Origin of the sequence: Cupriavidus sp. USMAA2-4, assembly GCF_001854305.1 — a bacterium.
Classification (GTDB): Bacteria; Pseudomonadota; Gammaproteobacteria; order Burkholderiales; family Burkholderiaceae; genus Cupriavidus; species Cupriavidus malaysiensis.
Map to the genome: position 1 here is coordinate 2957504 of NZ_CP017749.1, position 24091 is coordinate 2981594.

The window sequence follows — 24091 nt, forward strand, 5'->3', positions numbered from 1 at the left end:
CCCATGCCGCTACCGACGATTTCACCCGATTCCGCAATCACGCCTACCATGACCCGACGCTTCCATGCCGCCCGCTACGCCTGCGGCGCCCTGTCCCTGATCGCCGCGGCCCTGCTGGCCGCCTGCCATGACAAGGCGGCAGTCAGCCAGGAGAATTTCACCAAGACCATCAATGACTACCTGGCCAGGCGCGGCAATCTCTGCGTCGGCAAGTTCGACTGGCCGATCTATGTCACGACCGATGACGAGGCCGCGCGTACCCGCGACGCGCAACAGATGCCGGTGCTGGAAAAGCTGGGCCTGGTGGCAGGCAAGAGCGTCACGGTCGAGCGCAAGGGCGAGGACGGTGAAAGGATCACGGCGCAGGCGCGCCAATATGACCTGACCGCCGAAGGGCAGAAATACTATCTGCACGTGCCGGTGGTGATCGCCACGGCCGCCAGGCAGGTCACCCATCCGGCGGACTTCTGCGTGGCCAAGCTGACGCTCGACAAGGTGGTCGGCTGGGAGCCGCCCCAGCAACGCGATGGCGAAACCAAGACCTCGGTGCTGTATACGTACAAGGTCGAGCCCGCGGCATGGACCCAGGACGCCGACGTGCGGCGGGTGTTTCCGATGGTCCAGCGCGTGATCGAAGGCGCTGGCACGATGCAGTTGCGCGCCGGCGTGAGGCTGACCCAGGATGGCTGGGTGGCCGAGGAGTTCTTTCAGCGCTGAGCAGCTGGGAACGGGCCGGCCCTTGCCGCTGGCAGGCCCGGATCCCGGACCGGACGACAAGGGTTGGCGGGCGGCCCGCCGCGCCTGTCAGTCCTGGGCGGCACCGCGCGGCACGAAGCGGCGCGAGCGGATCCACTTGGTGGCCACCCATTTCTCGCCGGCCGTGACCGGCGCAGCGGCGTGCAGCGACAGCGGGTCGCTTTGCCCGAATCGGTTGCCGTATTCGAAATAGAAGGACTGGCCTTGCTGCGGCACGACCGCATAGCCGATCTGGGGGAAGACCGTCTCCCCGCCGCCGGGCACGTCGTTCAGGTACATCAGCAAGGTGCCCACGCGCTGGCCGCTGCGCGCGATCGATTCCCGGTTCGCCTCGTTGCCGGGCTGCAGGTAATCGACATGCGGGGTGGACTCGGCGCCCGCACTGTAGTGCAGCATCTGCAAGCCCTCACCGTTTTCCGCCGGGATGCCGGTCAGCTCGGCGATGCGGTCTTCGAGGGCAGCGATCAGCGGGGTCTCGCGTGGCAGGAAGAACATGCCGTCGCTGCTGCGGTGACCGGCCACGATATCGCGGCCGGTCACCGGGTCGACCACGGTCGAGCGGCGCAGGCGCGGGCGGGCCAGGGCAATCAGCGCCTCGCATTCGGCGGTGCTCAACAGGTCCGACATCAGTACGCCCGCTGGGCGCTGCAGCCGTGCCAATACGCGGACCTCGCGCTCGCCCAGGCGAAAGCGGGCGCCTTCCGGCACGCGCAGGGGCTCGAGGCGGTAGGGCGCGTCGTCTGCGTCGATCTCCAGCGTGTCGCCCGGCATCGGGCCGCCATGCGCCAGCGCGGACGCGACGGCGCCGACCATCGCCTGTGCCAGTTCGGGCTTGGCGTTGCGGTTGACCAGTTCCTGGATAAGAGCCTGCGGCTCGACGCCGCGCCTGAGGTTGTGGGCGATCCAGTCCCTGACCTCGGGCGCGAAATTGACGGTGATGGACATCGCGGGCAGCCGGCGAGCGTAGCGGCAGGCCGGGCAAAATACCAATTGTGGCGCTGTCCCGGGTCAGATGTATGACAGGGCGAAGGTGACGCGCCCCGCCATGGGGACGGCTGCGGTCGCGGTGGCTCGGAACGTGGGCAGGGCTCTATCGGCTCTATCTAATAGGCAGGGATCGGGCGTCAGCGATAAGTGATTAATCGGACGCTTCTGATCAGTTTAGGAAAGACCTTGCAAGTTTCGCTGCGAGGTATTAGTATTCGCCCCCTCGCAATACGAAGCGCAGCGGCAAAGCCAGCAGCGACGCGGGTTGCGGGGTTGGCAGGGTGGTGGGTGGTGCTGCGAAGCGCGACTGACCGGAGCGAAAAAGATGCTTCGAACCTGTTGACGAAACGCAGAAAGTTCTTCATAATCTCGTTTCTCTGCTGCTGACAGCGCAGCGACGCGGTAAGCAAAGCGAATCGCGTGAGTTCTTTAACAAACAAACAGCCGATAAGTGTGGGCGCTTGATGCGGGAAGCGGAAGACCTCGGTCTTCTAGCTTACAAGTTATCAGTGCTCGCACAGTAAACATGTTTGGTTTCGTCTTCGGACGGAGCCAGTCAGTTTTCTGAGAGTGAGCGACCGCTCGAAAGAGCGAGGTTTGCGCAGGCAACTGCGCGGAACCACACAGAGATTGAACTGAAGAGTTTGATCCTGGCTCAGATTGAACGCTGGCGGCATGCCTTACACATGCAAGTCGAACGGCAGCGCGGACTTCGGTCTGGCGGCGAGTGGCGAACGGGTGAGTAATACATCGGAACGTGCCCTGTTGTGGGGGATAACTAGTCGAAAGATTAGCTAATACCGCATACGACCTGAGGGTGAAAGCGGGGGACCGCAAGGCCTCGCGCAATAGGAGCGGCCGATGTCTGATTAGCTAGTTGGTGAGGTAAAGGCTCACCAAGGCGACGATCAGTAGCTGGTCTGAGAGGACGATCAGCCACACTGGGACTGAGACACGGCCCAGACTCCTACGGGAGGCAGCAGTGGGGAATTTTGGACAATGGGGGCAACCCTGATCCAGCAATGCCGCGTGTGTGAAGAAGGCCTTCGGGTTGTAAAGCACTTTTGTCCGGAAAGAAATCCTTTGGGCTAATACCCCGGAGGGATGACGGTACCGGAAGAATAAGCACCGGCTAACTACGTGCCAGCAGCCGCGGTAATACGTAGGGTGCGAGCGTTAATCGGAATTACTGGGCGTAAAGCGTGCGCAGGCGGTTTTGTAAGACAGGCGTGAAATCCCCGGGCTCAACCTGGGAATGGCGCTTGTGACTGCAAGGCTAGAGTGCGTCAGAGGGGGGTAGAATTCCACGTGTAGCAGTGAAATGCGTAGAGATGTGGAGGAATACCGATGGCGAAGGCAGCCCCCTGGGACGTGACTGACGCTCATGCACGAAAGCGTGGGGAGCAAACAGGATTAGATACCCTGGTAGTCCACGCCCTAAACGATGTCAACTAGTTGTTGGGGATTCATTTCTTCAGTAACGAAGCTAACGCGTGAAGTTGACCGCCTGGGGAGTACGGTCGCAAGATTAAAACTCAAAGGAATTGACGGGGACCCGCACAAGCGGTGGATGATGTGGATTAATTCGATGCAACGCGAAAAACCTTACCTACCCTTGACATGCCACTAACGAAGCAGAGATGCATCAGGTGCCCGAAAGGGAAAGTGGACACAGGTGCTGCATGGCTGTCGTCAGCTCGTGTCGTGAGATGTTGGGTTAAGTCCCGCAACGAGCGCAACCCTTGTCTCTAGTTGCTACGAAAGGGCACTCTAGAGAGACTGCCGGTGACAAACCGGAGGAAGGTGGGGATGACGTCAAGTCCTCATGGCCCTTATGGGTAGGGCTTCACACGTCATACAATGGTGCGTACAGAGGGTTGCCAACCCGCGAGGGGGAGCTAATCCCAGAAAACGCATCGTAGTCCGGATCGTAGTCTGCAACTCGACTACGTGAAGCTGGAATCGCTAGTAATCGCGGATCAGCATGCCGCGGTGAATACGTTCCCGGGTCTTGTACACACCGCCCGTCACACCATGGGAGTGGGTTTTGCCAGAAGTAGTTAGCCTAACCGCAAGGAGGGCGATTACCACGGCAGGGTTCATGACTGGGGTGAAGTCGTAACAAGGTAGCCGTACCGGAAGGTGCGGCTGGATCACCTCCTTTCCAGAGCGTGCTTCCCAAGTGAAGCGTTCACACTTATCGGTCTGTTTGCTGTTACAGCCAAGGGTCTGTAGCTCAGGTGGTTAGAGCACCGTCTTGATAAGGCGGGGGTCGTAGGTTCAAGTCCTACCAGACCCACCAAGTTATCCGAGGGGGATTAGCTCAGCTGGGAGAGCACCTGCTTTGCAAGCAGGGGGTCGTCGGTTCGATCCCGTCATCCTCCACCATCGACCTTGGGTTGGACAAGCCAAATGCAAGCGCTTAGCGTTGAGCGCTTGCATTTGGCGTTGGCCAAGCGATGCGAAAGCATCGGCTGTTCTTTAACAATATGGGATGTAGTAAAGGTGTCACGGCGTGTTGATGAGACGCGCAGTAGTTTAACGTGATACCGGGTTGTGATTGTATCAACCAAAGTATTTAAGTGATCGAAAGATGACTTGGAATACGGCACAAATGCGAGAACTCAACCTGTAATGAGCGTTTCAAGCGCGAGCTTGAGACACACTCGTTATAGGGTCAAGCGAACAAGTGCATGTGGTGGATGCCTTGGCGATCACAGGCGATGAAGGACGCGGTAGCCTGCGAAAAGCTTCGGGGAGCTGGCAAACGAGCTTTGATCCGGAGATGTCCGAATGGGGAAACCCGGCCCGTATGGGTCATCCCTTGCTGAATACATAGGCAAGGGAAGCGAACGCGGCGAACTGAAACATCTAAGTAGCTGCAGGAACAGAAATCAACCGAGATTCCCAGAGTAGTGGCGAACGAAATGGGAAGAGCCTTGTACTCTTTAGCAGCATTGTTAGCAGAACGGGATGGAAAGCCCGGCCATAGCAGGTGATAGCCCTGTATGCGAAAACAGCGTTGTGGAACTAGGTGTACGACAAGTAGGGCGGGACACGTGAAATCCTGTCTGAAGATGGGGGGACCATCCTCCAAGGCTAAATACTCGTGATCGACCGATAGTGAACCAGTACCGTGAGGGAAAGGCGAAAAGAACCCCGGGAGGGGAGTGAAATAGATCCTGAAACCGCATGCATACAAACAGTCGGAGCCTGGAAACGGGTGACGGCGTACCTTTTGTATAATGGGTCAGCGACTTACATTCAGTGGCAAGCTTAACCGATTAGGGCAGGCGTAGCGAAAGCGAGTCCGAACAGGGCGTTCAGTCGCTGGGTGTAGACCCGAAACCAGATGATCTATCCATGGCCAGGTTGAAGGTGCGGTAACACGTACTGGAGGACCGAACCCACTAGTGTTGAAAAACTAGGGGATGAGCTGTGGATAGGGGTGAAAGGCTAAACAAATCTGGAAATAGCTGGTTCTCTCCGAAAACTATTTAGGTAGTGCCTCGTGTCTCACCTTCGGGGGTAGAGCACTGTCATGGTTGGGGGGTCTATTGCTGATTACCCCGCCATAGCAAACTCCGAATACCGAAGAGTGCAATCACGGGAGACAGACATCGGGTGCTAACGTCCGGTGTCAAGAGGGAAACAACCCAGACCGCCAGCTAAGGTCCCAAAGATTGGCTAAGTGGGAAACGAAGTGGGAAGGCTAAAACAGTCAGGAGGTTGGCTTAGAAGCAGCCACCCTTTAAAGAAAGCGTAATAGCTCACTGATCGAGTCGTCCTGCGCGGAAGATGTAACGGGGCTAAGCCAGTCACCGAAGCTGCGGACGCACGCAAGTGCGTGGTAGGAGAGCGTTCTGTAAGCCTGTGAAGGTGTCTTGTAAAGGATGCTGGAGGTATCAGAAGTGCGAATGCTGACATGAGTAGCGATAAAGGGGGTGAAAGGCCCCCTCGCCGTAAGCCCAAGGTTTCCTACGCAACGTTCATCGGCGTAGGGTGAGTCGGCCCCTAAGGCGAGGCAGAGATGCGTAGCTGATGGGAAGCAGGTTAATATTCCTGCACCGTCGTATGATGCGATGGGGGGACGGATCGCGGAAGGTTGTCCGGGTGTTGGAAGTCCCGGTCCCTGCAGTGGAGAAGGCGCTTAGGCAAATCCGGGCGCGGGATTCAAGGCTGTGGGGCGAGCGACCATGCGTCGCGAAGCAATCGGAAGTGGTTCCAAGAAAAGCCTCTAAGCTTCAGTCATACGAGACCGTACCGCAAACCGACACAGGTGGGCGAGATGAGTATTCTAAGGCGCTTGAGAGAACTCGGGAGAAGGAACTCGGCAAATTGGTACCGTAACTTCGGGATAAGGTACGCCCTGGTAGCTTGACTGGCCTGCGCCAGAAGGGTGAAGGGGTTGCAATAAACTGGTGGCTGCGACTGTTTAATAAAAACACAGCACTCTGCAAACACGAAAGTGGACGTATAGGGTGTGACGCCTGCCCGGTGCCGGAAGATTAAATGATGGGGTGCAAGCTCTTGATTGAAGTCCCGGTAAACGGCGGCCGTAACTATAACGGTCCTAAGGTAGCGAAATTCCTTGTCGGGTAAGTTCCGACCTGCACGAATGGCGTAACGATGGCCACACTGTCTCCTCCCGAGACTCAGCGAAGTTGAAGTGTTTGTGATGATGCAATCTCCCCGCGGCTAGACGGAAAGACCCCATGAACCTTTACTGTAGCTTTGCATTGGACTTTGAACCGATCTGTGTAGGATAGGTGGGAGGCTTTGAAACCGGGACGCTAGTTCCGGTGGAGCCGTCCTTGAAATACCACCCTGGTTTGTTTGAGGTTCTAACCTTGGCCCGTGAATCCGGGTCGGGGACAGTGCATGGTAGGCAGTTTGACTGGGGCGGTCTCCTCCCAAAGTGTAACGGAGGAGTTCGAAGGTACGCTTGGTACGGTCGGACATCGTACCTAAAGTGCAATGGCAAAAGCGTGCTTAACTGCGAGACCGACAAGTCGAGCAGGTGCGAAAGCAGGACATAGTGATCCGGTGGTTCTGTATGGAAGGGCCATCGCTCAACGGATAAAAGGTACTCTGGGGATAACAGGCTGATACCGCCCAAGAGTTCATATCGACGGCGGTGTTTGGCACCTCGATGTCGGCTCATCTCATCCTGGGGCTGTAGCCGGTCCCAAGGGTATGGCTGTTCGCCATTTAAAGAGGTACGTGAGCTGGGTTTAAAACGTCGTGAGACAGTTTGGTCCCTATCTGCCGTGGGCGTTGGAATCTTGACGGGGGCTGCTCCTAGTACGAGAGGACCGGAGTGGACGTACCGCTGGTGTACCTGTTGTCTCGCCAGAGGCATCGCAGGGTAGCTATGTACGGAAGAGATAACCGCTGAAAGCATCTAAGCGGGAAACTCGCCTGAAGATGAGGATTCCCTGGAGGCTTGACCTCCTTGAAGGGTCGTTCGAGACCAGGACGTTGATAGGCTGGGTGTGGAAGCGCAGTAATGCGTTAAGCTAACCAGTACTAATTGCCCGTAAGGCTTGATCCTATAACCAGTGTGTTTCACTGGTTGACGTATCGCGTGTGCCCAAGACGGTGCCGATACCTCACAACCAAGACTACATCCCTATTCGCTGCGACGGCTCAACCCCGGCGCAGCAACCCCTTATGCCTGGTGACCATAGCGAGTCGGAACCACCCCTTCCCATCCCGAACAGGACCGTGAAACGACTTTGCGCCGATGATAGTGCGGACTACCCGTGTGAAAGTAGGTCATCGCCAGGCTCTCCCTCCCGCAAAACCCCTCGACAGCAAACGCTGCGAGGGGTTTTGTCTTTGCGGCGCGCCGGAATGCCAGCGTGCGGCGCGCCGGAGTGATCGCTCCCGGTGGAGCGTTCGAGCAGGTCATGGGAAAGTCCTGCGGACTGAAACCCGCCGAGCGGAAACCTGCCGCGGATTCGCCGCGGAAACGAGGAAGAGCGGGATGAGACCTGGAGAAGAACCTGGCAACCAGGTGCAAGCAAGGGCTGATCAGGGTGCATCAAGGGGGGAAGCAGGGACAGCAACGCCTGGCCGGCGGGCGTTGCGCACAGGACCCCCTGCGCAACGCCCGGGGTTCAGCGGGCGATCAGCTTCAGTCCGGCGGGCAGGGCCTCGCCGAATACCCGCCCTTCGTCCGCGACGTCGAGATCCACTGCCTCGTGGACCATGGCAATCCAGCTTTGCGGCGCACTGGCGGCCGCCAGCCTTTGCACCACGGTAGCGCGGATCTCTTCGGGCAGGTCGCGGCTGCGGTCGCCGCTCATGCGTGCGATCTGCGCGGCGGCGAAGGCGGCGGGTTCCACCTTCTTCCAGTCGAGTGCCAGGATGGCTTCGACCCAGGTGACGGCAATCTCGGCCGGTACCACGTGGTGCGCGCTGCCATAGAACGGCCGGCGGGCGCCGAGACGACCCACCGCCCACCAGCTCTGGATGTTCTCCGACGGCTTGCGCAGCCGCGCCAGCAGCCATCCAGCCACTTCGATCTTGCGTTCGGCAGGGACCTGCTCGAGCGAGCCGGCCAGCCGCACCATGTCGGCATAGCCCATTCTCGCCGGACCGGCGGGCCGCTTGTACAGGCCGCTACCCGACGGTTGCAGGTAGAAGGCCAGCTCGTCCAGCACGCGCAGCTGGGCGTTCTCGTCCAGGCCACCGGCCGCGCGGCGCCATAGCGTCCACCATTCCGACCAGTTCTGGCTTTCGTTGACGTACTGGATGCCCTGTTCGTAGAGCGTCCACAGCTGTTCCACACGCCATTCGTCGAGCGGGTAGCCGAATCCCGGGCGCACGCAGTAGCCGATCAGGTTCAGCCACAGTCGCTCGTGGTCGGCACTGCGCCGCCGTCGCTTGGCGCGCTCCCAGAAGGCGCCGAACAGTTCGCGCAGCAAGGCGCTGTCCCATTGCACGCGCGTGCCGAGCAGGTGCTCGAGCTGGCCGCGCAGGCCCTTGACCTCCTTGGGGCCGACGTCCTGGGCGCGCGCGCCGAAAGTGCGGTCGATGGCCTCGATCGCCTGCGGCAAGGCGGGGTGTGCCGCCTCCGCGACCGACGTGGGCGAAGGGGTTTCGTTGCCACGCAGCTGGAATTCGAGACGCCAGCGTCGCGTGGCATCCGCCACCTCGCTGCAATGGACTTCCAGCGTGCCGACTTCGGTGAGCGAGGTGCTGAGCTGCACCTGGGTTTCCCGCGCGCTGCGCGCGCCACGGGCTTGCACCACGGTGGCGATCGGCGGCAGGCGCACGAAGTCGCCGCTGGCGAGGTCGGTCAGTTCTCCCGGCTGGTAGACCGTGTCGGCGACCGAGGAGGCCAGGTGGAATTGCACCGGATGGCCGAGCCGCAAGGCGAAGATCCGTTCCGACAGATGGACTTCCTGGCCTTCTTCGGTCCCCTTCGGCAGCAGGCAGATCCCCTGCTGGCCGCTGCCCGGGTCATCGAGCACGAGAAAATAGCTGCGCGGAGAACCACCGCCGATACGTGGTGCCTGGCCGCTGCGCGCGCGCGCATAGGCCACCGCGCCACGCGCGACGGCGAGATCGGTGCTGTCGTTGTGCAGGACATTGAGCGCCGCGCCGCGCCAATTGCCCAGGACCTCGGCGAGGCGTCCCGCCAGCGCCTCGGAGCGGAATACGCCGCCGTTGAGGAGCAAGGTATCGGGCATCGGCAGGCCGGTGCCCTGCGCGGGCATGTCCAGCGCCGCGCGCGACTGCGCTGCGTGCTGGCCCAGGAAGGCCGCGACGTGCCGCGTAACGGCGGGGTCGGCTGCATAGGGCAGGCCGAATTCGACGATGGCCCCCCGAGCGCGTGCCGGACGTTCCTCCGGCCCGGAGCGGGGAAAGAAGCCGTCGACGACGAGCTGCTCGATCTCCTGCCGCGATACTTCGACGGAGCGTGCGCCGCCGATCAGCCGCGATCCCGCGCCCAGCAGCGTCACCGTCACCGAGGCGGGCGGCTGCGCGCCGAGCAATTCTTCCTTGGCGACGCGGCAGCGCGCGACGAGTTGGGACAGGCCGCTGGCTGACAGCCGCGTCGGCGCGGGCCCGAGCCGCTGCTCGACCAGGTGCGCCAGGGCGAGGTCCATATTGTCCCCGCCGAGCATCAGGTGGTTGCCCACGCCGATGCGGGTCAGTTGCGGCTGGCCATCGGCCATCTCGACGCGGATCAGCGTGAGGTCAGTGGTACCGCCGCCGACGTCGCAGATCAGCACCAGGCGCGTCTGCGCCAGGTCCTTGTCGAGCGTCAGGCGGTGCCGGAACAGCCAGTCGTAGAGCGCGGCCTGCGGCTCTTCGAGCAGGCGCACGGAGGGCAGGCCGGCCAGGCGCGCTGCCTCCAGCGTCAGGGCGCGGGCGCCTTCGTCGAAGGACGCGGGCACCGTCAGCACCACGTCCTGGTCTTCGAGCCTGGCTTCGGGAAAACGATGGTTCCAGGCCGCGCACACATGGCCGAGGTAGCTGGCGCTGGCCGCCACCGGCGAGATCTTGCCGACTTCCTCGTCGGCGCCCCAGGGCAGGATGGGCGCGGTACGGTCGACCGAGGCGTGCGACAGCCAGCTCTTGGCGCTGGCCACCAGCCGGCCGGGTACCTGTGCCCCCAGCGAAGCCGCGAGGCGGCCGACCACGGTGCGCCGTGCGGCCGCGCTGGCGGCGCTCTGCCAGGGCAGTTGCAGGTCGTCGCCGCTCAGTTCGCCGGGTGCGGCGTGGTAGCGCACGGATGGCAGCAGCGGTGGGGCCGCCACTTCGCCGAGGCCGACCAGCTGGTCGATGCCCAGCACGTGGATCTCGTCGGAGTCCGCGCTGGCATAGGCGACCACCGTGTTGCTGGTGCCGAGGTCGATGCCGACGATGTACTGCGCCATCGCTAGCGGGCCCGGTGCCGGGTCAGGCTTCGGCATGCGCGTTGCCGCGCACGTCGAACTCGACCTTCCAGCGTTCACCGCCGCCGCGGGGTACGGCTTCCAGTTCGAGCGTGCCGGTTTCGGTCACGCGCGCATGCAGCCTGACCGGAACCACGTCGCCGGGCGTGCGCCCGTCGGCAGGCAGCGTCGCCTGGATCTCCTCGAGTTCCTGCAGTTCCTCCGGTCCCCAGAAATCGAGCAGGGTACCGACCTGGTCCTGGCGGCGCACCGAGGAACCGAAGAAGCGGAAGTGCACGGGCTCGCCTACCACCAGGCCGAACTCCTGCGCCGGCAAGGCCGCTTCGCTGCCTTCCTCCATGCCGAACGGGGCCACGCAGAGTGCCTGCAGCGGCGGCTCGAAGCCGGGTACGGCGGGCATCGACGATTCGATGGCGATGTAATAGGAGCGGGCGGTGCCGCCACGGATGCGCACACCCTTGCCGCCGCGCACGTAACCGTAGTAAGCCGCGCCGCGCGCGACGGCGAGATCCAGTTCCGCGCCGTCGAGCAGGCGGGCCGGGGCCGCGCCTTCCGCGGCCAGCCAGCCGTTGAGCGTCTGCATGACGCGTTCGGCCAGCAGGCCGGACTTGAACACGCCGCCGTTGAACAGCACGGCGGTCGGGTGCAGGAAGGTCGCGCCGGCAGGCTGCGCGGCCGCCACGCCGTCGAGCTCGCCGAGCGCCGCCACCTGGCGGCCGAGGAAGGCGGCCAGGTGGCGCGTGACGGCGGCATCCTGCGCGTAGGGCAGGCCGAGCTGGGTGAGGCCGGCGCGCGCGCGGTTGAGCGGGCGCGCCGAGGCATCCACCTGTGGGAAGAAGCCTTCCAGGATGATCTGCGTCAGCTCGGTGCGGGTCAGTTCAGTGCGGATCGAGCCGCCGATCAGCTTGGCGCCCCGACTGGGCACGACCAGCGGCACGGCGTCGACGTCCGGCTGCGTGAGCAGCGTTTCCTTGGCAGCGCGGCAGGCATAGGTGAGCGCGCGCAACTGCCACGGATCGGCCTGGGTGCCCTGCGCCGCCAGTTTGCGCGCGACCACGTGGGCGAGCGCCAGGTCCATGTTGTCGCCGCCGAGCAGGATGTGCTCGCCCACGGCCACACGGTGCAGTTCGAGATTGCCGTCGCGCTCGACCACGGCGATCAGGGACAGGTCTGTGGTGCCGCCGCCGACGTCCACCACCAGGATGATGTCGCCGACCTTGACCTGCTTGCGCCAGTGTCCGCCGCTCTTCTGGATCCAGCTGTAGAGCGCCGCCTGGGGCTCCTCGAGCAGGGTCAGGCGGGCGAAGCCTGCTGCCGCGGCCGCCGCCGCGGTCAACTCGCGCGCGGCCGGGTCGAAGGAGGCGGGGATGGTCACGGTGACGTCCTGCTCGGCGAGCGGCGCCTCGGGGTGGGCGTGGTCCCAGGCTTCGCGCAGGTGCGTGAGATAGCGCACCGAGGCTTCGAGCGGCGAGACGCGCTGCACCTCGGGCGGGGCATCGCTGGGCAGGATCGGCGCGCGGCGGTCCACGCCCGGGTGGCACAGCCAGCTCTTCGCGCTCGACACCAGCCGGATCGGCGTGGCCGCGCCGCGGCTGCGTGCCATCTCGCCCACGGCGAAGTCGCGCCCGGTGTTCCACGGCAGCGCCAGGTCGCCCGGCGCGAGTTCGCTGGCATGCGGCAGGTAGAGGAAGGAGGGCAGCAGGTCACGCTCTTCGATGGCGCCCGGCGCGGTCAGCTGCGTGACCGGCAGCACGCCGAGGCGGGTCGTCTCGCCATCGCTGGCGCTGCGGTCGACGTAGGAAACGGCGCTGTGGGTCGTCCCCAGGTCGATGCCGATGGCATAGCGCGGCTCGCTCATAGCTCGACCTCGGCGGGGGCGATCACGCTGGCGTCATGGCGCTCGGCCAGGCGCGGCAGGCGGACCTCTTCGACCATCCAGCCGCGGTGGCTGAGGCTGCCGTGGAAGGGCGCGCTGCCCACCACGTTGCCGGTCAGGCGTACGGCGGTGGCGTCGAAGCCTTCGGGCAATGTCACGCGGCTGCCTTCGGCCTCCGCGCGTACCGGCCGGATGGTGAAATGCTCGCGCAGCACCGCGCGGCATCCTTCGTGCACGACGCGGGCGGCGGCGCCGATCTCGGCATCGGAATATCCGGCGATGTCCTCTTCGACGAAGTCGACCAGGCGCGCGTCGCGTTGCAGCAGGCCCAGCAGTTGCAGGGCGGCGGCGGGACTCGCTTCCTTCAGCACAGGAGTCGGGGCCGGGGCAGGCGCCGGAGCGGGGGCCGGAGCCGGAGTTGCTGCCGCGGCTGCGGGCGCCGCCGGCACGCCGTCACGGATACGCACCACGCCGCGCGCGAACTCGCGGTCGCCGAGGATGCGGAAGAAGGTCCCTACGGCCAGCGAGATCCTGCCGAGGAAGGATGGGTTCGAATCAGTCATCGAATACTCCTGTGTGCTCTGTCATGGGGCCCGCCGCCAGGGCGGCACGAACCAGGCGCGAGGGCCTGGCGGTCCCGCGGGCCGCGGCGCCATGCCGGCGCGCCCGCCTTCGGTCGATGCAATTCCGCTCGGGATTGTGCCTGAACGCAGGCGGGCAAGGAGCCCGGCTCCGGTTCCGCTTGCCTGGAGCGCTTGCCGGAGGGCGGGCCTGGCGGCCGCGGCCGGTCCGCTCACACCGGAGCCCGGTCCTGGTGCCGGGCGGGTGGCGGCCTGGAGGGCTGGCCGGCACGGTGGCCGGCGCTTGGCGGGTGCCTGTGGCGCCTCAATTTTCCCGCAGATAGGTGATCAGCTGGTCTGCGCGGCTGGGGTGGCGCAGCTTCTTCATCGCCTTGCTTTCGATCTGCCGGATGCGCTCGCGGGTGACGTCGAACTGCTTGCCGACTTCTTCCAGCGTGTAGTCGGTCGCCATGTCGATGCCGAAGCGCATGCGCAGTACCTTGGCCTCGCGCGGCGAGAGCTCATCGAGCAGTTCCCGCACCACTTCGCGCAGGCTGGCCTGCATGGCGGCATCGGCCGGCGTGGCCGTGTCCGAGTCGGCGATCATGTCGCCGAGGTTGGTGTCGCCATCCTCGCCGACCGGCGTCTCCATCGAGATCGGTTCCTTGGCGATGCGCAGGATCGAGCGGACCTTCTCCTCGGTCATTTCCATGCGCTCGGCCAGTTCCGCCGGATCGGCTTCCTTGCCGGTGCGCTGCATGATCTCCCGCGCGAAGCGGTTGAGCTTGTTGATCTGCTCGATCATGTGCACCGGCACGCGGATCGAGCGGGCCTGGTCGGCGATGGCGCGCGTGACGGCCTGCCGCACCCACCAGGTCGCGTAGGTGGAGAATTTCCAGCCGCGGCGGTACTCGAACTTGTCCACCGCCTTCATCAGGCCGATATTGCCTTCCTGGATCAGGTCGAGGAACTGCAGGCCACGGTTGGTGTACTTCTTGGCGATCGAGATCACCAGGCGCAGGTTGGCCTGGGTCATCTCGTGCTTGGCCTGGCGCATCTGCCGCTCGGCGGCCAGCATCCTGCGGTTGACGGCCTTCAGCTCGGGCAGCGGCAGGGCGGCGCGGGACTGGATGTCGATCAGCTTCTGCTGGTACGACTCCAGGTCAGGCAGCGCGCGCGCCACGGCGTTGCTGTACGGGCGCGCGTCGGCGACCAGCGACTTGCCCCAGGCAAGATTGGTCTCATTGCCGGGGAAGCGGGCGATGACATCTTCGCGCGGCATGCCGCAGCGCTCGACCAGCAACTGGAGCACCTGGCGCTCGACCACGCGCACGTCGTCGACCATGCCCTGGATGTCGGCGCACAGCCGCTCGATGGTGCGTGCGGTGAAGCGGATCGCCCGCAGTTCTTCGCGCACGGCATCGCGGGCCGAGGCGGCTGCGCTGGCGCCAGCGTCCTCGCGCATGCGCGCGAAGTGCTCGGCAACACGGCCGAAGCGCGTCAGGCACTCGTCGCGCAGCTGGCGCAGGTCGGACTCCGCGCTCTGGCCGGAGCTGTCGTCGTCGTCGCTGTCGTCGGCGTCCCCGTCCTCATCGTCGGCGCGTTCCTCGCTGTCGGCCGTGTCGGCGCTGTCGACGGCGGCACCCACGGCGGCCTCGGCCACGCTTTCGTCGCTCAGGCCATCCACCAGGTCATCGATGCCCATTTCCTCGGCGGACACCTTGGCCGACAGGTCGAGGATGGTAGCGATGGTCGAGGGACACGCCGAGATCGCATGGATCATGTCGGCCAGGCCGTCTTCGATGCGCTTGGCGATCTCGACTTCCTGCTTGCGCGTCAGCAGCGTCGCCGAGCTCATCTCGCGCATGTACATGCGCACCGGGTCGGTCGTACGGCCGAACTCGGAGTCCACCGTCGAGAGCGCGACCTCGGCTTCTTCGTCGGCCTGGTCATCGGCCACGACCACCGCGTTGTCGCTGAGCAGGAGCGTCTCGGCGTCGGGGGTCTGCTCGTAGATCTTGACGCCCATTTCGGCGAAGGTGGCTACGATGCCCTCCATCGCCGCGGTGTCGGCGAAGTTTTCCTGGAGGTGGTCGCTGATATCGGCGTGGGTGAGGTAGCCTCGCTGCTTGCCCAACTGGATCAGCGCGCGCAACTGCAGGCTGCGTTCAGCGGCATCCAGCGTGGGATCGGGCCGTGCCGTGCCCCCCGCGCCGGTTCCATCGAGGCCCTTGCTGGCCCCAGCCTGTCCTGTTCTGGCCGCCGTTCGTTGTGCGCCGCTCGTCATTTACCGTCTTTTTCCTTGCTCAGTCGCTTGTCCTGGCGGCAGCGCGCACTGACAGGTGCGCGGTCTGGGCTGCCGCCGGGATTCGTTGTAATGGGGATCCGCGTAGGGAATCGCTGTGCCCGCGCCCCGCACTCGGGGCGAGTGGGATTTTCGGCCGGGGCCCGTATTCTACAGCCCCCGCTGCGTCGCAGCACGTCCCGTCGCAGGAAGTACACACGACAAGGATCGCCCTGAGCCTTCATCTGGGGGCAGCAGGGCGCACTTTCAATGCCAGTTGCGCATTGCCCGGTCCTTGGCGCAACGCCGGGCCGCCGCGCGAATGCCGGTACTACCGACACTATATAGCGAGCACGGGCGGGTATCCCTATATAGTAGTGGCAGGCCAGCCCCGGGGGGGAAGTCAGCCATGAAGACGAAGGAAGCGAACGACCATCCGTCTGCATCCGAGCAGATCGACGCGAGGATACAGCAATTGGGCGACTGGCGGGGCGAGATGCTCGCCCACCTGCGCCGCCTGGTCAAGGAGGCCGATCCCGGCGTGGTGGAAGAGTGGAAGTGGCGAGGCGTGCCCGTGTGGTCGCACCACGGCATCCTCTGTACCGGCGAGACGTACCAGCGCGTGGTCAAGATGACCTTTGCCAAGGGCGCGTCGCTGGCCGATCCGGCCGGTCTTTTCAACGCCAGTCTCGAAGGCAATACACGGCGTGCGATCGATTTCCACGAGGGCGGGCCGATCGACGAGGCGGCCCTCAGGGATTTGATCCGGGCAGCCGTGGCGCTGAACCGGTCCAAGGCATGAGGCAGCGGCTGTCGACGGCTTCCTGAACCGGCGGGCCGGCGTGGAATCAGTCCAGCCGCAGCGCCGCCCGCCACAGGTCCAGGAAATGCGCCTTCTTCAAGGGATCCTGGTAGACCAGCAGGCCGACGCCCAGGCCGACCGGCCGCGCGCGCGGCACCGGGGCCGCACCGCCGCGCACGGGCCGCATGCCCGACTCGCTGGCGATCACCGCCTGGCCTTCCCTTGACAGCAGGTAGTCCAGGAAGCGCGCGGCCAGGTCGGGGCGCCTGGCCTGGCGGGGGATCAGGGCCGCGTGGGACAGCACCAGCGTGTAGTCGTCCGGGTAGACGATGCGCAGCGGGGTGCCGCGGTCGATACGCTTCTGCGCATAGGAATCGAGCACGTTGTAGGCCATTGCCGCCTTGCCTTGGGCCAGCAGGTCCAGCATGTCGTCGGACGAGTCGCTGACGATGACGTTGCTGCGTCCGAAGGCGGCCAGCAGGGCACCGGCCATGCTGTCCAGGCGTGCGTCCTGGGTCGCGGCAAGATAGCCGATGCCGCTGCGCCGCACGTCGTAGGTGGCCAGGCGGCCCGCCAGCGGCTGCGCCGGGTCCTGCAGCCGCGACAACAGTTCGCGGCGGCTGCGCGGCACCTGGCCTGGGCCCAGCTGGCGCGGATCGTAGACCATGACCAGCGCCTCGACCGCGATGCTGAAGACCTCGTCGCGCCAGTTGGCCCAGGCCGGCAGGTCGCGTGTCTGCGCCGAGACGTGCGGCAGGGCGCGGCCGTCGTTGACCAGCTTGGTCTGCAGATCCATGCTGCTGCTGACGACGAGATCGGCGCGCGGCATATCGGCGGGGCCAGGCCGGCCGCCGGGAGCGGCCTGGCGCGCATACAGTTCCTGCGTGGGCAGTTCGGTATAGACCAGGCGCAAAGCGGGGTTGCGCCGCCCGAAGTCTTCCAGCACGCCACGGAATACGCGCAGGCTGGTGGAGCCCTGCACCACCAGCACGTCGGCGGCATCGCGCGGTCCCAGCACCGCGGTCTCGAAATCCGCCGCGCCGCAGCCGGCGCTCCAGAACAGCGCCGCGATGACCGCCAGGGCATGCCGGCGCCGCGGCCGCCCGGCAGGAAGAGGGAAGGGACGGGCGTTCATGATGGCAGGGCCGGCAGGGTCAGGATGGCATCCAGCCCGCCCTGCGGGCGGTTGCGCAGGGTCAGGCGGCCCTGGTGGCTGTCCGCCACCCGCTTGGCGATCGACAGGCCCAGGCCGGCGCCGGCCGTGCGCGGGCCGGGCCCGCGCACGAAGCGCTCGAACACCGAATCTCCCAGCTGCGGCGGAAGGCCCGGCCCCTGGTCGGAGATCGTGACCTGCCAGTCGCTGCCGGCGCGCGCCAGCCGCACGTCGAGCCTGCCGCGCGCGGCGGCGCCGTGGCGCAGGGCGTTGTCGAGCAGGTTCTTCAGCGCTTCGCGCAGCATCAGGCTGTCGCCCAGTACCCATGCCTGCCCGGCCCCGGCCCCGTTCTGCGGGAGGTACAGGCGTACGTCGGGCCGTGGCTCGGCCTGGGGCACGCTGTCGTGCAGGGCTTGCGGCAGGATCTCGGCCAGGTCGATGCGCGCGAAGTCGTGGGCATTGCTGCGGTGGAGAACACTGGCGTCGCTCAGCAGCTGGTTGACCAGGCGCGACAGCCGCTCGGCATTGCGCAGCACGGCCTGCAGGCTGTGCCGCTGTTCGTCGCTGTCGTCTTCCTCCAGCGCCAGCTGCAGTTGGGCGCGCAGTGCGGCCAGCGGCGTGCGCAACTGGTGCGCGGTCTCGGCGATGAACAGGTGCAAGGTATCCAGGTTCTCCTCCAGCCGCGCCATGAAGCCGTCCAGCGCGTGCACGAGATTACCCAGTTCCTCGGGCACCGGCGCCGCGATGGGGTGCAGGTCGGACACCGTGCGCGCCGACAGTTCGTCCTCGATGCGCCGGATCGGCGCCAGCGAGCGGTGCAGTCCCCAGTAGGCCAGCCCGAGCGCGGCGGCGGCGAAGGCGACCAGCGCCAGCGTGCCGTGCCACAGGATGCGCCGGGCCAGCGCATCGTGCGCCTCGCGCGTCTGCCCGACCTGGACCCGCGCCACGGCGGCGCTTTCGGGGCCGGCCACGTGCCGCTCCATCCAGGCGAAGCGCACCGGCTGCCCCTGGTAGACCGCGTCGAACAGCTGCGGCGTGCGCGCCGCCTCGGATGTCGGCGCGCGCGGCGGCGCGGGCAGGTCCGCATAGCCGGTGACCAGGCTGCCGTCGCGCGCGCTGACGCGGTAGAACACACGGTCGCGCGGCGCCTGTTCGAGCAGGGCGAGGGCGGCGTAGGGCATGTCCAGCTGCCAGCCATGCTGCCCGTACTGCAGGCTGTCGGTGATCGACAGCACCGAGGCCGTCAGCAACTGGTCATAGGTGATGCTCGCGGTCTGGTAGGCATAGCCGCGCACCATGGTGTAGAGCGCGCCGAGCCCCAGTGCGAACAGGGCCAGCAGCATGGCCAGCAGGCGGCGCCGCACCGACAGCCCGGTCCGGCGCGGCACCGGCGGCGCCGCGCCGGCGGCAGGCATCACGCGGGCTCCTGGCTGCCGCCGGCATCTTCCTCGCGCACGCTGAGGAGGTAGCCGACACCGCGCTGGGTCTCGATGCGCAGGGGCGAGCCTTCGAGCTTGCGGCGCAGGCGGGCGATGTACACCTCGATCGCATTGGGCGCGGCGTCGTTGTCGAAGGCGAACAGCTTGAAGGCGATCTCCTGCTTGCTGACGGTGCCGTTGAGGCGCGCCAGCAGGATCTCCAGCAGGCTGTACTCGCGCTTGGGCAGGTCCAGGCGCTGCCCCGCCAGCCGCACCTGGCGCGCCGTGCTGTCGATGACCAGCTCGCCGAAGCGCTGCACGCCGGAGGCCTGCGCGCCAGGCCGGCGCAGCAGGGCGCGGCAGCGTGCCTCGAGTTCGCGGAAATCGAAGGGTTTGGCGAGGTAGTCGTCGGCGCCGGTGTCGAGCGCGTGCACGCGGTCCTCGATATCCACCCGCGCCGTCAGCGCCAGCACCGGGGTCTTGCTACCGCGCTCGCGCAGCCGTTGCAGGACCTCGAAGCCGGACAGGCGCGGCAGGCCGATATCCAGGATCACCAGGTCGAAGGCCTCGTAGGCCAGCACGCCGTCGGCGCTGAGGCCGTCGTGCTGCCAGTCGACCGCATGGCCGATGCGGCGCAGCCGCCGCACGATGGCGTCGGCCAGGTCCTCGTCGTCTTCGATCACCAGAATTCGCATCGCGCGATTTTCGCACAGGGTGCCAGCTGGCGGCCCGGAAAGCCGGCCGCTGCGCGGCGATGACAGGTTGATGACAGGTTTTCTGTCCTAACCTCGCGCCTCCGCCGCCCGCCGCCCGCCGCCCGGCCGGGCAGACAATACCAATGTGCACCAGGAGACAGTTCCCATCATGCTTCTGACCTTGCTCGGCTTCGGCATGGTGATCACGTTCATGACGCTGATCATGGCCAAGCGGCTGTCGCCGCTCGTCGCGCTGATACTCGTTCCCATCCTCTTCGCGCTGGCCGGCGGTTTCGGCACCGGCATCGACAAGATGATGCTCGACGGCATCCGCAAGATCGCGCCAACCGGCGTCATGCTGATGTTCGCCATTCTCTATTTCGGCGTGATGATCGATGCCGGCCTGTTCGACCCCATCGTCGGCCGCATCCTGCGCGCGGTGAAGGGCGATCCGCTGAAGATCGTGGTCGGCACCACAGTGCTGGCGCTGGTGATCTCGCTGGACGGCGACGGCTCCACCACCTACATGATCGTGGTCGCCTCGATGCTGCCGCTATACCGCCGCCTCGACATGAACCCGCTCTCGATGACCTGCCTGGCCATGCTCGCCAGCGGCGTGATGAACCTGACGCCCTGGGGCGGGCCGACCGCGCGCGCGGCCAGCGCGCTGCACGTCGACGCGGGCGAGATCTTCGTGCCGCTGCTGCCCGTGATGGGCCTCGCCGTCGCCGCCATCCTGCTGCTGGCCGTCAAGCTCGGCCTGCGCGAGCGCCGGCGTCTCGGCGTGCTGGCCTTGCCCGACGGCGCCGCGCTGCACGCGGGCTACGACGAGGACTGCGCGGTCTCCGGTCCCGCCGCCGCGGCCGAGGAAGACGCGGACCTGCGCCGTCCCCGCCTGCTGTGGGTGAATGCCGCGCTGACGCTGGCGCTGATGGTCAGCCTGATCCTGGGCGTGCTGCCGCTGCCGGTGCTGTTCATGATCGGCTTCGCGGTCGCGCTGATCATCAACTATCCCGATCTCGCCGAGCAGCGCCGGCGCGTGGCGCACCATGCGGGCAACGCCTTGTCCGTGGTCTCGCTGATCTTCGCCGCCGGCATCTTCACCGGCATCCTGTCCGGCACCGGCATGGTGGAGGCGATGTCGCGCAGCCTGCTGGCGGTCATTCCCGACGTGCTGGGGCCGTACATGGCGGTGCTGACCGCGCTGCTGAGCCTGCCCTTCACCTTCTTCATGTCGAACGATGCCTTCTATTTCGGCGTGCTGCCCATCCTCGCCGAGGCGGCCCAGGGCTACGGCATCTCGCCGGCGGAGATGGCACGGGCATCCCTGATCGGCCAGCCGGTGCACCTGCTCAGCCCGCTGGTGCCGTCCACCTACCTGCTGGTGGGCCTGGCCGGTGTCGAGTTCGGCGACCACCAGCGCTACGCGCTCAAATGGGCCGCCATGGTGTGCCTGGTCATGCTGGTGGCCGCGCTCGGGTTTGCGCTCTTTCCCCTGGTGGGGCGGGCAGGCTGACCATCGCCGTGCGCCGCGGCGAGATCCGCGCGGACGTCGTTCCGGCGGCGGAATCGGTGGTCATCCTCGGCGCGCTGCGCGGCATCGCCGCCCTGTTCCTGATGCGGCGGGAGAATGCCGACGGCGCGCTCGTCTGCGAGGCATTGGTCCACGCCATCACGCGCGGTATCAGCGGCTGAGCGCCCGAGCGCCTCGGGGCCCGGGCGTCGCGCCTGCGCCTATGCCTGCGGCCGCTCCAGTACGTGGGCGTAGCAGATCGCGTCGAGCCCCCCGTGTGCGCCGGCCTCATGGCGCAGCTGGCGCACGATCTCGCCGACCTGGCCGGTGCCGGTCGGCCCGATCGAGGAGCGGCTGCGCTGGCGGCAGGCGGTGGAGGGGATCGGCGTGGGCAGCGCGAACCGGGCCTGGCAGGGGGGAGGTGCCGCCGGCTGCGGACGCCGGGCTCAGCGCGCGTCGCCGGCGCGGCGCGCGTGCTCGAGCGCGCGCTGCACCGCGGCCGGCGTGATGGCTTCCAGGCGATGTCCGCCGATGCCGGTCGTGGTGACGGCCTGCAGCATCGCGTTGTAGACGGCCTCCTCGGTGGCCTCGGAGACCGCCTGGAACAGCGGCGACATGGCATCGTTGGGCAGGCTGTCGAACCGCCCGACGGTCTTGCGTTGCGCCGGTGTGCGGCGCACCGACGATGCCGTCGAGAACGCCAGGGCATAGTCGCCCGAGCCGTTCGCCATCGACGAGCCGGTCCGCGCGATACCGAGGAATGCCCGCTTGGCCAGGCGCCCGAGATTGCGGTCGGACAGCGGCGCGTCGGTGGCTACCACGATCACTACCGAGCCATCCCCGCCGTGATCGTCGACCACGTCCTTCAGGTAGTAGCGCCCCAGTGTCTTGCCGACCGGCACGCCGTCGATCGACAGCACGCCCCCGTAGTTGGTCTGCACCAAGACACCGAGCGTGTAGTCGCCGAGCTGGCGCGGCAGCCGGCGTGAACTGGTGCCGATGCCGCCTTTCCAGCCGAAGGCCTGCGTGCCTGTGCCGGCACCGACGCAGCCTTCGGCAACCGGCCCGCCGCCAGCCGTGGCGATGGCCTGCAGCACATGCTGCCTGGTGACGTGCCGGCCCCGGATGTCGTTGAGGAAGCCGTCGTTGGTCTCGCCGACCACGGCGTTGACCGACAAGACATGCTCATTGCCGGGCCGGCCGAGGGTCCATTCGATCGCACCCGCGACGCCCTCCGCGACTGAGAGCGTATTGGTCAGGAGGATGGGCGTCTCGATCTCGCCGAGTTCCTCGATCTGCGTCGCCCCGGCGAACTTGCCGAAACCGTTGCCCAGCGCGAAGCCCGCCGGCACCTTCTCCTGGAAGAGGTTGCCGCCATGCGGCAGGATGGCCGTGACGCCGGTCCGCACCGAATCTCCCTCGATCAGCGTCGTGTGCCCCACCATCACGCTGGCGACATCGGTGATCGCGTTCAACGGGCCGGTGGCGAGCACGCCGGGGCGGATGCCGAGGTCGCGGGCGCGGGCACGATCGGGCAAGGCTCCAGGCATTGGTGACGGCTCGCCTGGGCGCGGTGTGGCGCCGGCCGCCGCAGCGGCTGCATCCGTGGCGGCGCCGGCTGGGGCTAGCACGTACGCGGGCACGGTCGCCGCCAGGCCGACAAGCAGTCGGCGGCGACCCGGTGAGGGGGCGGTGGCATGCCCGTGCAGGGAGGGGCGACTTGGCTGTTCTGGCATGGTCGTATCCACTTTCGTGTGCGCTGGCGCTGGCGCTGGCGCGGCCCAACGACTTGCCGGGGTCGGCACGCCAGCCGTCCGCGGCCGGCAACGAGTGGGAGAACGGGGCGCGGGCGATTGCGTTGACATCGATGCCGCTGCACGCCGCGGTGCCATGCTCCATCGCGCGAATCCAGCCCGCCCCGATGGCCGTGCCGCGAGCGCATCGTTCGCGCACCGGCTCGCTTCATACCGGTGACGGTGCCGATGGCAGGCCAGCGCCCGTAGGGTGGCGCAGTCCTTGCGCACGGATAGCTTCGGCCCCGATCCATCCCGGATAATCCATTCCCGGACAATCTCCCTCTTCTCTCGTGACGACGACAAACCGAGATCAATCCCGCACCAATCCGTCGCCCGCTGCGCCGGCGCCGCCTGCGCCGCCTGCGCCCGAAGCGTCCGCCAACGAGGGGCGCGGCGCGAGGAAGCGACCCGGCAGGGGATCGCTTGGTGCCGTCTTGGACCACTGCCTGACAACCCATACGCCCAGGCGGTCCGGCTACCTGCAGGACGGACCGCACACCACGTTCCTCAATACTTCCGCGGGACCCGTCCGTGTGCATGACTCAGGGTCCGCCAAACCCTGCGTGGTCATGGCGCCGGATGGGCCCAATATGATCGAGCAGTATGCCCACCTGATCGCCTTGCTGTCGCCGTCGCTTCGCGTCGTCTGCTTCGATATGCCCGGCTTCGGGTTCTCCGTACCCGCGCTCCGGTATACCCACGCGCTGGACGAGGGCGCCCAAGTCATCCTGGACCTGCTCGACGGCCTGTTGATCGAGCGGGCAACGCTGGCATTCAGTTGCGCCAATGGCTTGTACGCGGTGAACGCGGCCAGGATGGCGCCGGACCGGATCGCCGGCCTGGTGCTGTCGCAGACGCCATCGCTCGCATCGATGCAGGCCTGGGTGGATCGGACCATTCCCCGGCCATTGCGCGTCCCGGTTGCGGGGCAGGCACTCGCCTGGCTGTTCCGGAAGAAGCTGGTGAAGAGCTGGTATCCGATGGCGCTGCCAAAAGGCCGGAAATACGCCTTCAGTGAAACTGCACTGGAGGGCATGCATGGTGGCGCCTGTTTTTGCCTCGCGGGCGTGGTGCAGGGGTTGAACGGGGAAACGATGCCGCAGGCGAATGGCCTGGAGATCCCTTGCACCATGATCTGGGGCGCCGGAGACCCGTCCCACGCACAGACCGATCCGGGCTCGTTGCGCGAGTGCGTTCCCCACGCCGAGATCGAGATCTTTGCAGACTGCGGGCATTTCCCCGATCTGGAGGCGCCAGAGAGGTTTGCCGCGCTCCTCGTGCAGCGCGTCGTCCGCCAGGCAGCGGGCGCCGCTACGCCGTCCGCTTCGCCCTGAGCGGG

At 66.1% G+C, this 24091-nt stretch carries 14 protein-coding genes, 2 tRNA genes and 3 rRNA genes; 10 read left to right on the forward strand and 9 right to left on the reverse strand.

Features of this window, described 5'->3' with window-relative positions:
• Nucleotides 1-48 precede the first annotated feature (48 nt).
• Nucleotides 49-717: a hypothetical protein gene (locus tag BKK79_RS32880; RefSeq protein ID WP_071020253.1), complete on the forward strand. Its 669-nt coding sequence runs from the start codon at nucleotides 49-51 to the stop codon at nucleotides 715-717.
• Nucleotides 718-804: 87 nt separating this feature from the next.
• Here BKK79_RS32880 and BKK79_RS32885 read toward each other — a convergent pair whose 3' ends face one another.
• Complete coding sequence (locus BKK79_RS32885) at nucleotides 805-1701, reverse strand: 2OG-Fe(II) oxygenase (RefSeq protein ID WP_071039953.1); 897 nt, start codon at nucleotides 1699-1701, stop codon at nucleotides 805-807.
• Between the two features lie 674 nt (nucleotides 1702-2375).
• Here BKK79_RS32885 and BKK79_RS32890 point away from each other — a divergent pair.
• From BKK79_RS32890 to rrf, 5 genes are all read left to right on the forward strand, one after another.
• Nucleotides 2376-3907 (forward strand): 16S ribosomal RNA (locus tag BKK79_RS32890).
• A gap of 61 nt (nucleotides 3908-3968) precedes the next feature.
• Nucleotides 3969-4045: transfer RNA gene (locus tag BKK79_RS32895), tRNA-Ile, on the forward strand.
• A 10-nt stretch (nucleotides 4046-4055) separates the two neighbouring features.
• Nucleotides 4056-4131: transfer RNA gene (locus tag BKK79_RS32900), tRNA-Ala, on the forward strand.
• 287 nt (nucleotides 4132-4418) lie between these two features.
• Nucleotides 4419-7297: ribosomal RNA gene (locus BKK79_RS32905) — 23S ribosomal RNA — on the forward strand.
• Between the two features lie 122 nt (nucleotides 7298-7419).
• A 5S ribosomal RNA gene (rrf, locus tag BKK79_RS32910) occupies nucleotides 7420-7533 on the forward strand.
• Together the 16S, 23S and 5S rRNA genes with 2 tRNA genes alongside form the textbook arrangement of a ribosomal RNA operon.
• Before the next feature lie 332 nt (nucleotides 7534-7865).
• Here the strand turns inward: rrf and BKK79_RS32915 are convergent.
• The 4 genes from BKK79_RS32915 to rpoD form a co-directional block, all read right to left on the reverse strand.
• Nucleotides 7866-10637 (reverse strand): Hsp70 family protein, encoded by a 2772-nt coding sequence (locus BKK79_RS32915; RefSeq protein ID WP_071039954.1) that lies wholly within the window; start codon nucleotides 10635-10637, stop codon nucleotides 7866-7868.
• A gap of 22 nt (nucleotides 10638-10659) precedes the next feature.
• A complete protein-coding gene (locus BKK79_RS32920) occupies nucleotides 10660-12513 on the reverse strand; it encodes an Hsp70 family protein (RefSeq protein WP_071039955.1) in 1854 nt (617 codons plus the stop codon).
• Nucleotides 12510-13094 (reverse strand): DUF2760 domain-containing protein, encoded by a 585-nt coding sequence (locus BKK79_RS32925; RefSeq protein WP_071020244.1) that lies wholly within the window; start codon nucleotides 13092-13094, stop codon nucleotides 12510-12512. Before BKK79_RS32925 ends, BKK79_RS32920 begins: the two co-directional genes overlap by 4 nt.
• 322 nt (nucleotides 13095-13416) lie before the next feature.
• Entirely contained in the window at nucleotides 13417-15378 is a 1962-nt protein-coding gene (gene rpoD / locus BKK79_RS32930; protein ID WP_071020241.1) for an RNA polymerase sigma factor RpoD, read from the reverse strand.
• A gap of 406 nt (nucleotides 15379-15784) precedes the next feature.
• On the opposite strand from rpoD, the gene BKK79_RS32935 reads away from it, so the two are divergent.
• Entirely contained in the window at nucleotides 15785-16177 is a 393-nt protein-coding gene (locus BKK79_RS32935; protein ID WP_071020239.1) for a DUF1801 domain-containing protein, read from the forward strand.
• 46 nt (nucleotides 16178-16223) lie between these two features.
• Here BKK79_RS32935 and BKK79_RS32940 read toward each other — a convergent pair whose 3' ends face one another.
• Genes BKK79_RS32940 through BKK79_RS32950 form a run of 3 tightly spaced genes read right to left on the reverse strand, consistent with a single transcriptional unit; the run spans nucleotide 16224 to nucleotide 19443 of the window.
• Nucleotides 16224-17312, reverse strand: a complete 1089-nt coding sequence (locus BKK79_RS32940) for an ABC transporter substrate-binding protein (RefSeq protein WP_071039956.1) — start codon at nucleotides 17310-17312, stop codon at nucleotides 16224-16226.
• Nucleotides 17309-18745, reverse strand: a complete 1437-nt coding sequence (locus tag BKK79_RS32945; RefSeq protein ID WP_071020233.1) for a sensor histidine kinase — start codon at nucleotides 18743-18745, stop codon at nucleotides 17309-17311. The genes BKK79_RS32940 and BKK79_RS32945 overlap by 4 nt, the downstream gene beginning before the upstream one ends.
• Nucleotides 18745-19443, reverse strand: a complete 699-nt coding sequence (locus BKK79_RS32950; protein WP_071039957.1) for a response regulator transcription factor — start codon at nucleotides 19441-19443, stop codon at nucleotides 18745-18747. Before BKK79_RS32950 ends, BKK79_RS32945 begins: the two co-directional genes overlap by 1 nt.
• A gap of 169 nt (nucleotides 19444-19612) precedes the next feature.
• On the opposite strand from BKK79_RS32950, the gene BKK79_RS32955 reads away from it, so the two are divergent.
• Together BKK79_RS32955 and BKK79_RS40750 are read left to right on the forward strand one after the other, a co-directional pair.
• Complete coding sequence (locus BKK79_RS32955) at nucleotides 19613-20959, forward strand: CitMHS family transporter (protein ID WP_071020229.1); 1347 nt, start codon at nucleotides 19613-19615, stop codon at nucleotides 20957-20959.
• Nucleotides 20960-20967: 8 nt separating this feature from the next.
• A complete protein-coding gene (locus BKK79_RS40750) occupies nucleotides 20968-21138 on the forward strand; it encodes a hypothetical protein (protein ID WP_157128579.1) in 171 nt (56 codons plus the stop codon).
• A gap of 264 nt (nucleotides 21139-21402) precedes the next feature.
• Here BKK79_RS40750 and BKK79_RS32960 read toward each other — a convergent pair whose 3' ends face one another.
• Complete coding sequence (locus BKK79_RS32960; protein WP_198173363.1) at nucleotides 21403-22494, reverse strand: DmpA family aminopeptidase; 1092 nt, start codon at nucleotides 22492-22494, stop codon at nucleotides 21403-21405.
• Nucleotides 22495-23285: 791 nt separating this feature from the next.
• On the opposite strand from BKK79_RS32960, the gene BKK79_RS32965 reads away from it, so the two are divergent.
• Nucleotides 23286-24086, forward strand: a complete 801-nt coding sequence (locus tag BKK79_RS32965) for an alpha/beta fold hydrolase (RefSeq protein ID WP_071040531.1) — start codon at nucleotides 23286-23288, stop codon at nucleotides 24084-24086.
• The last annotated feature ends 5 nt before the right edge of the window (nucleotides 24087-24091 follow it).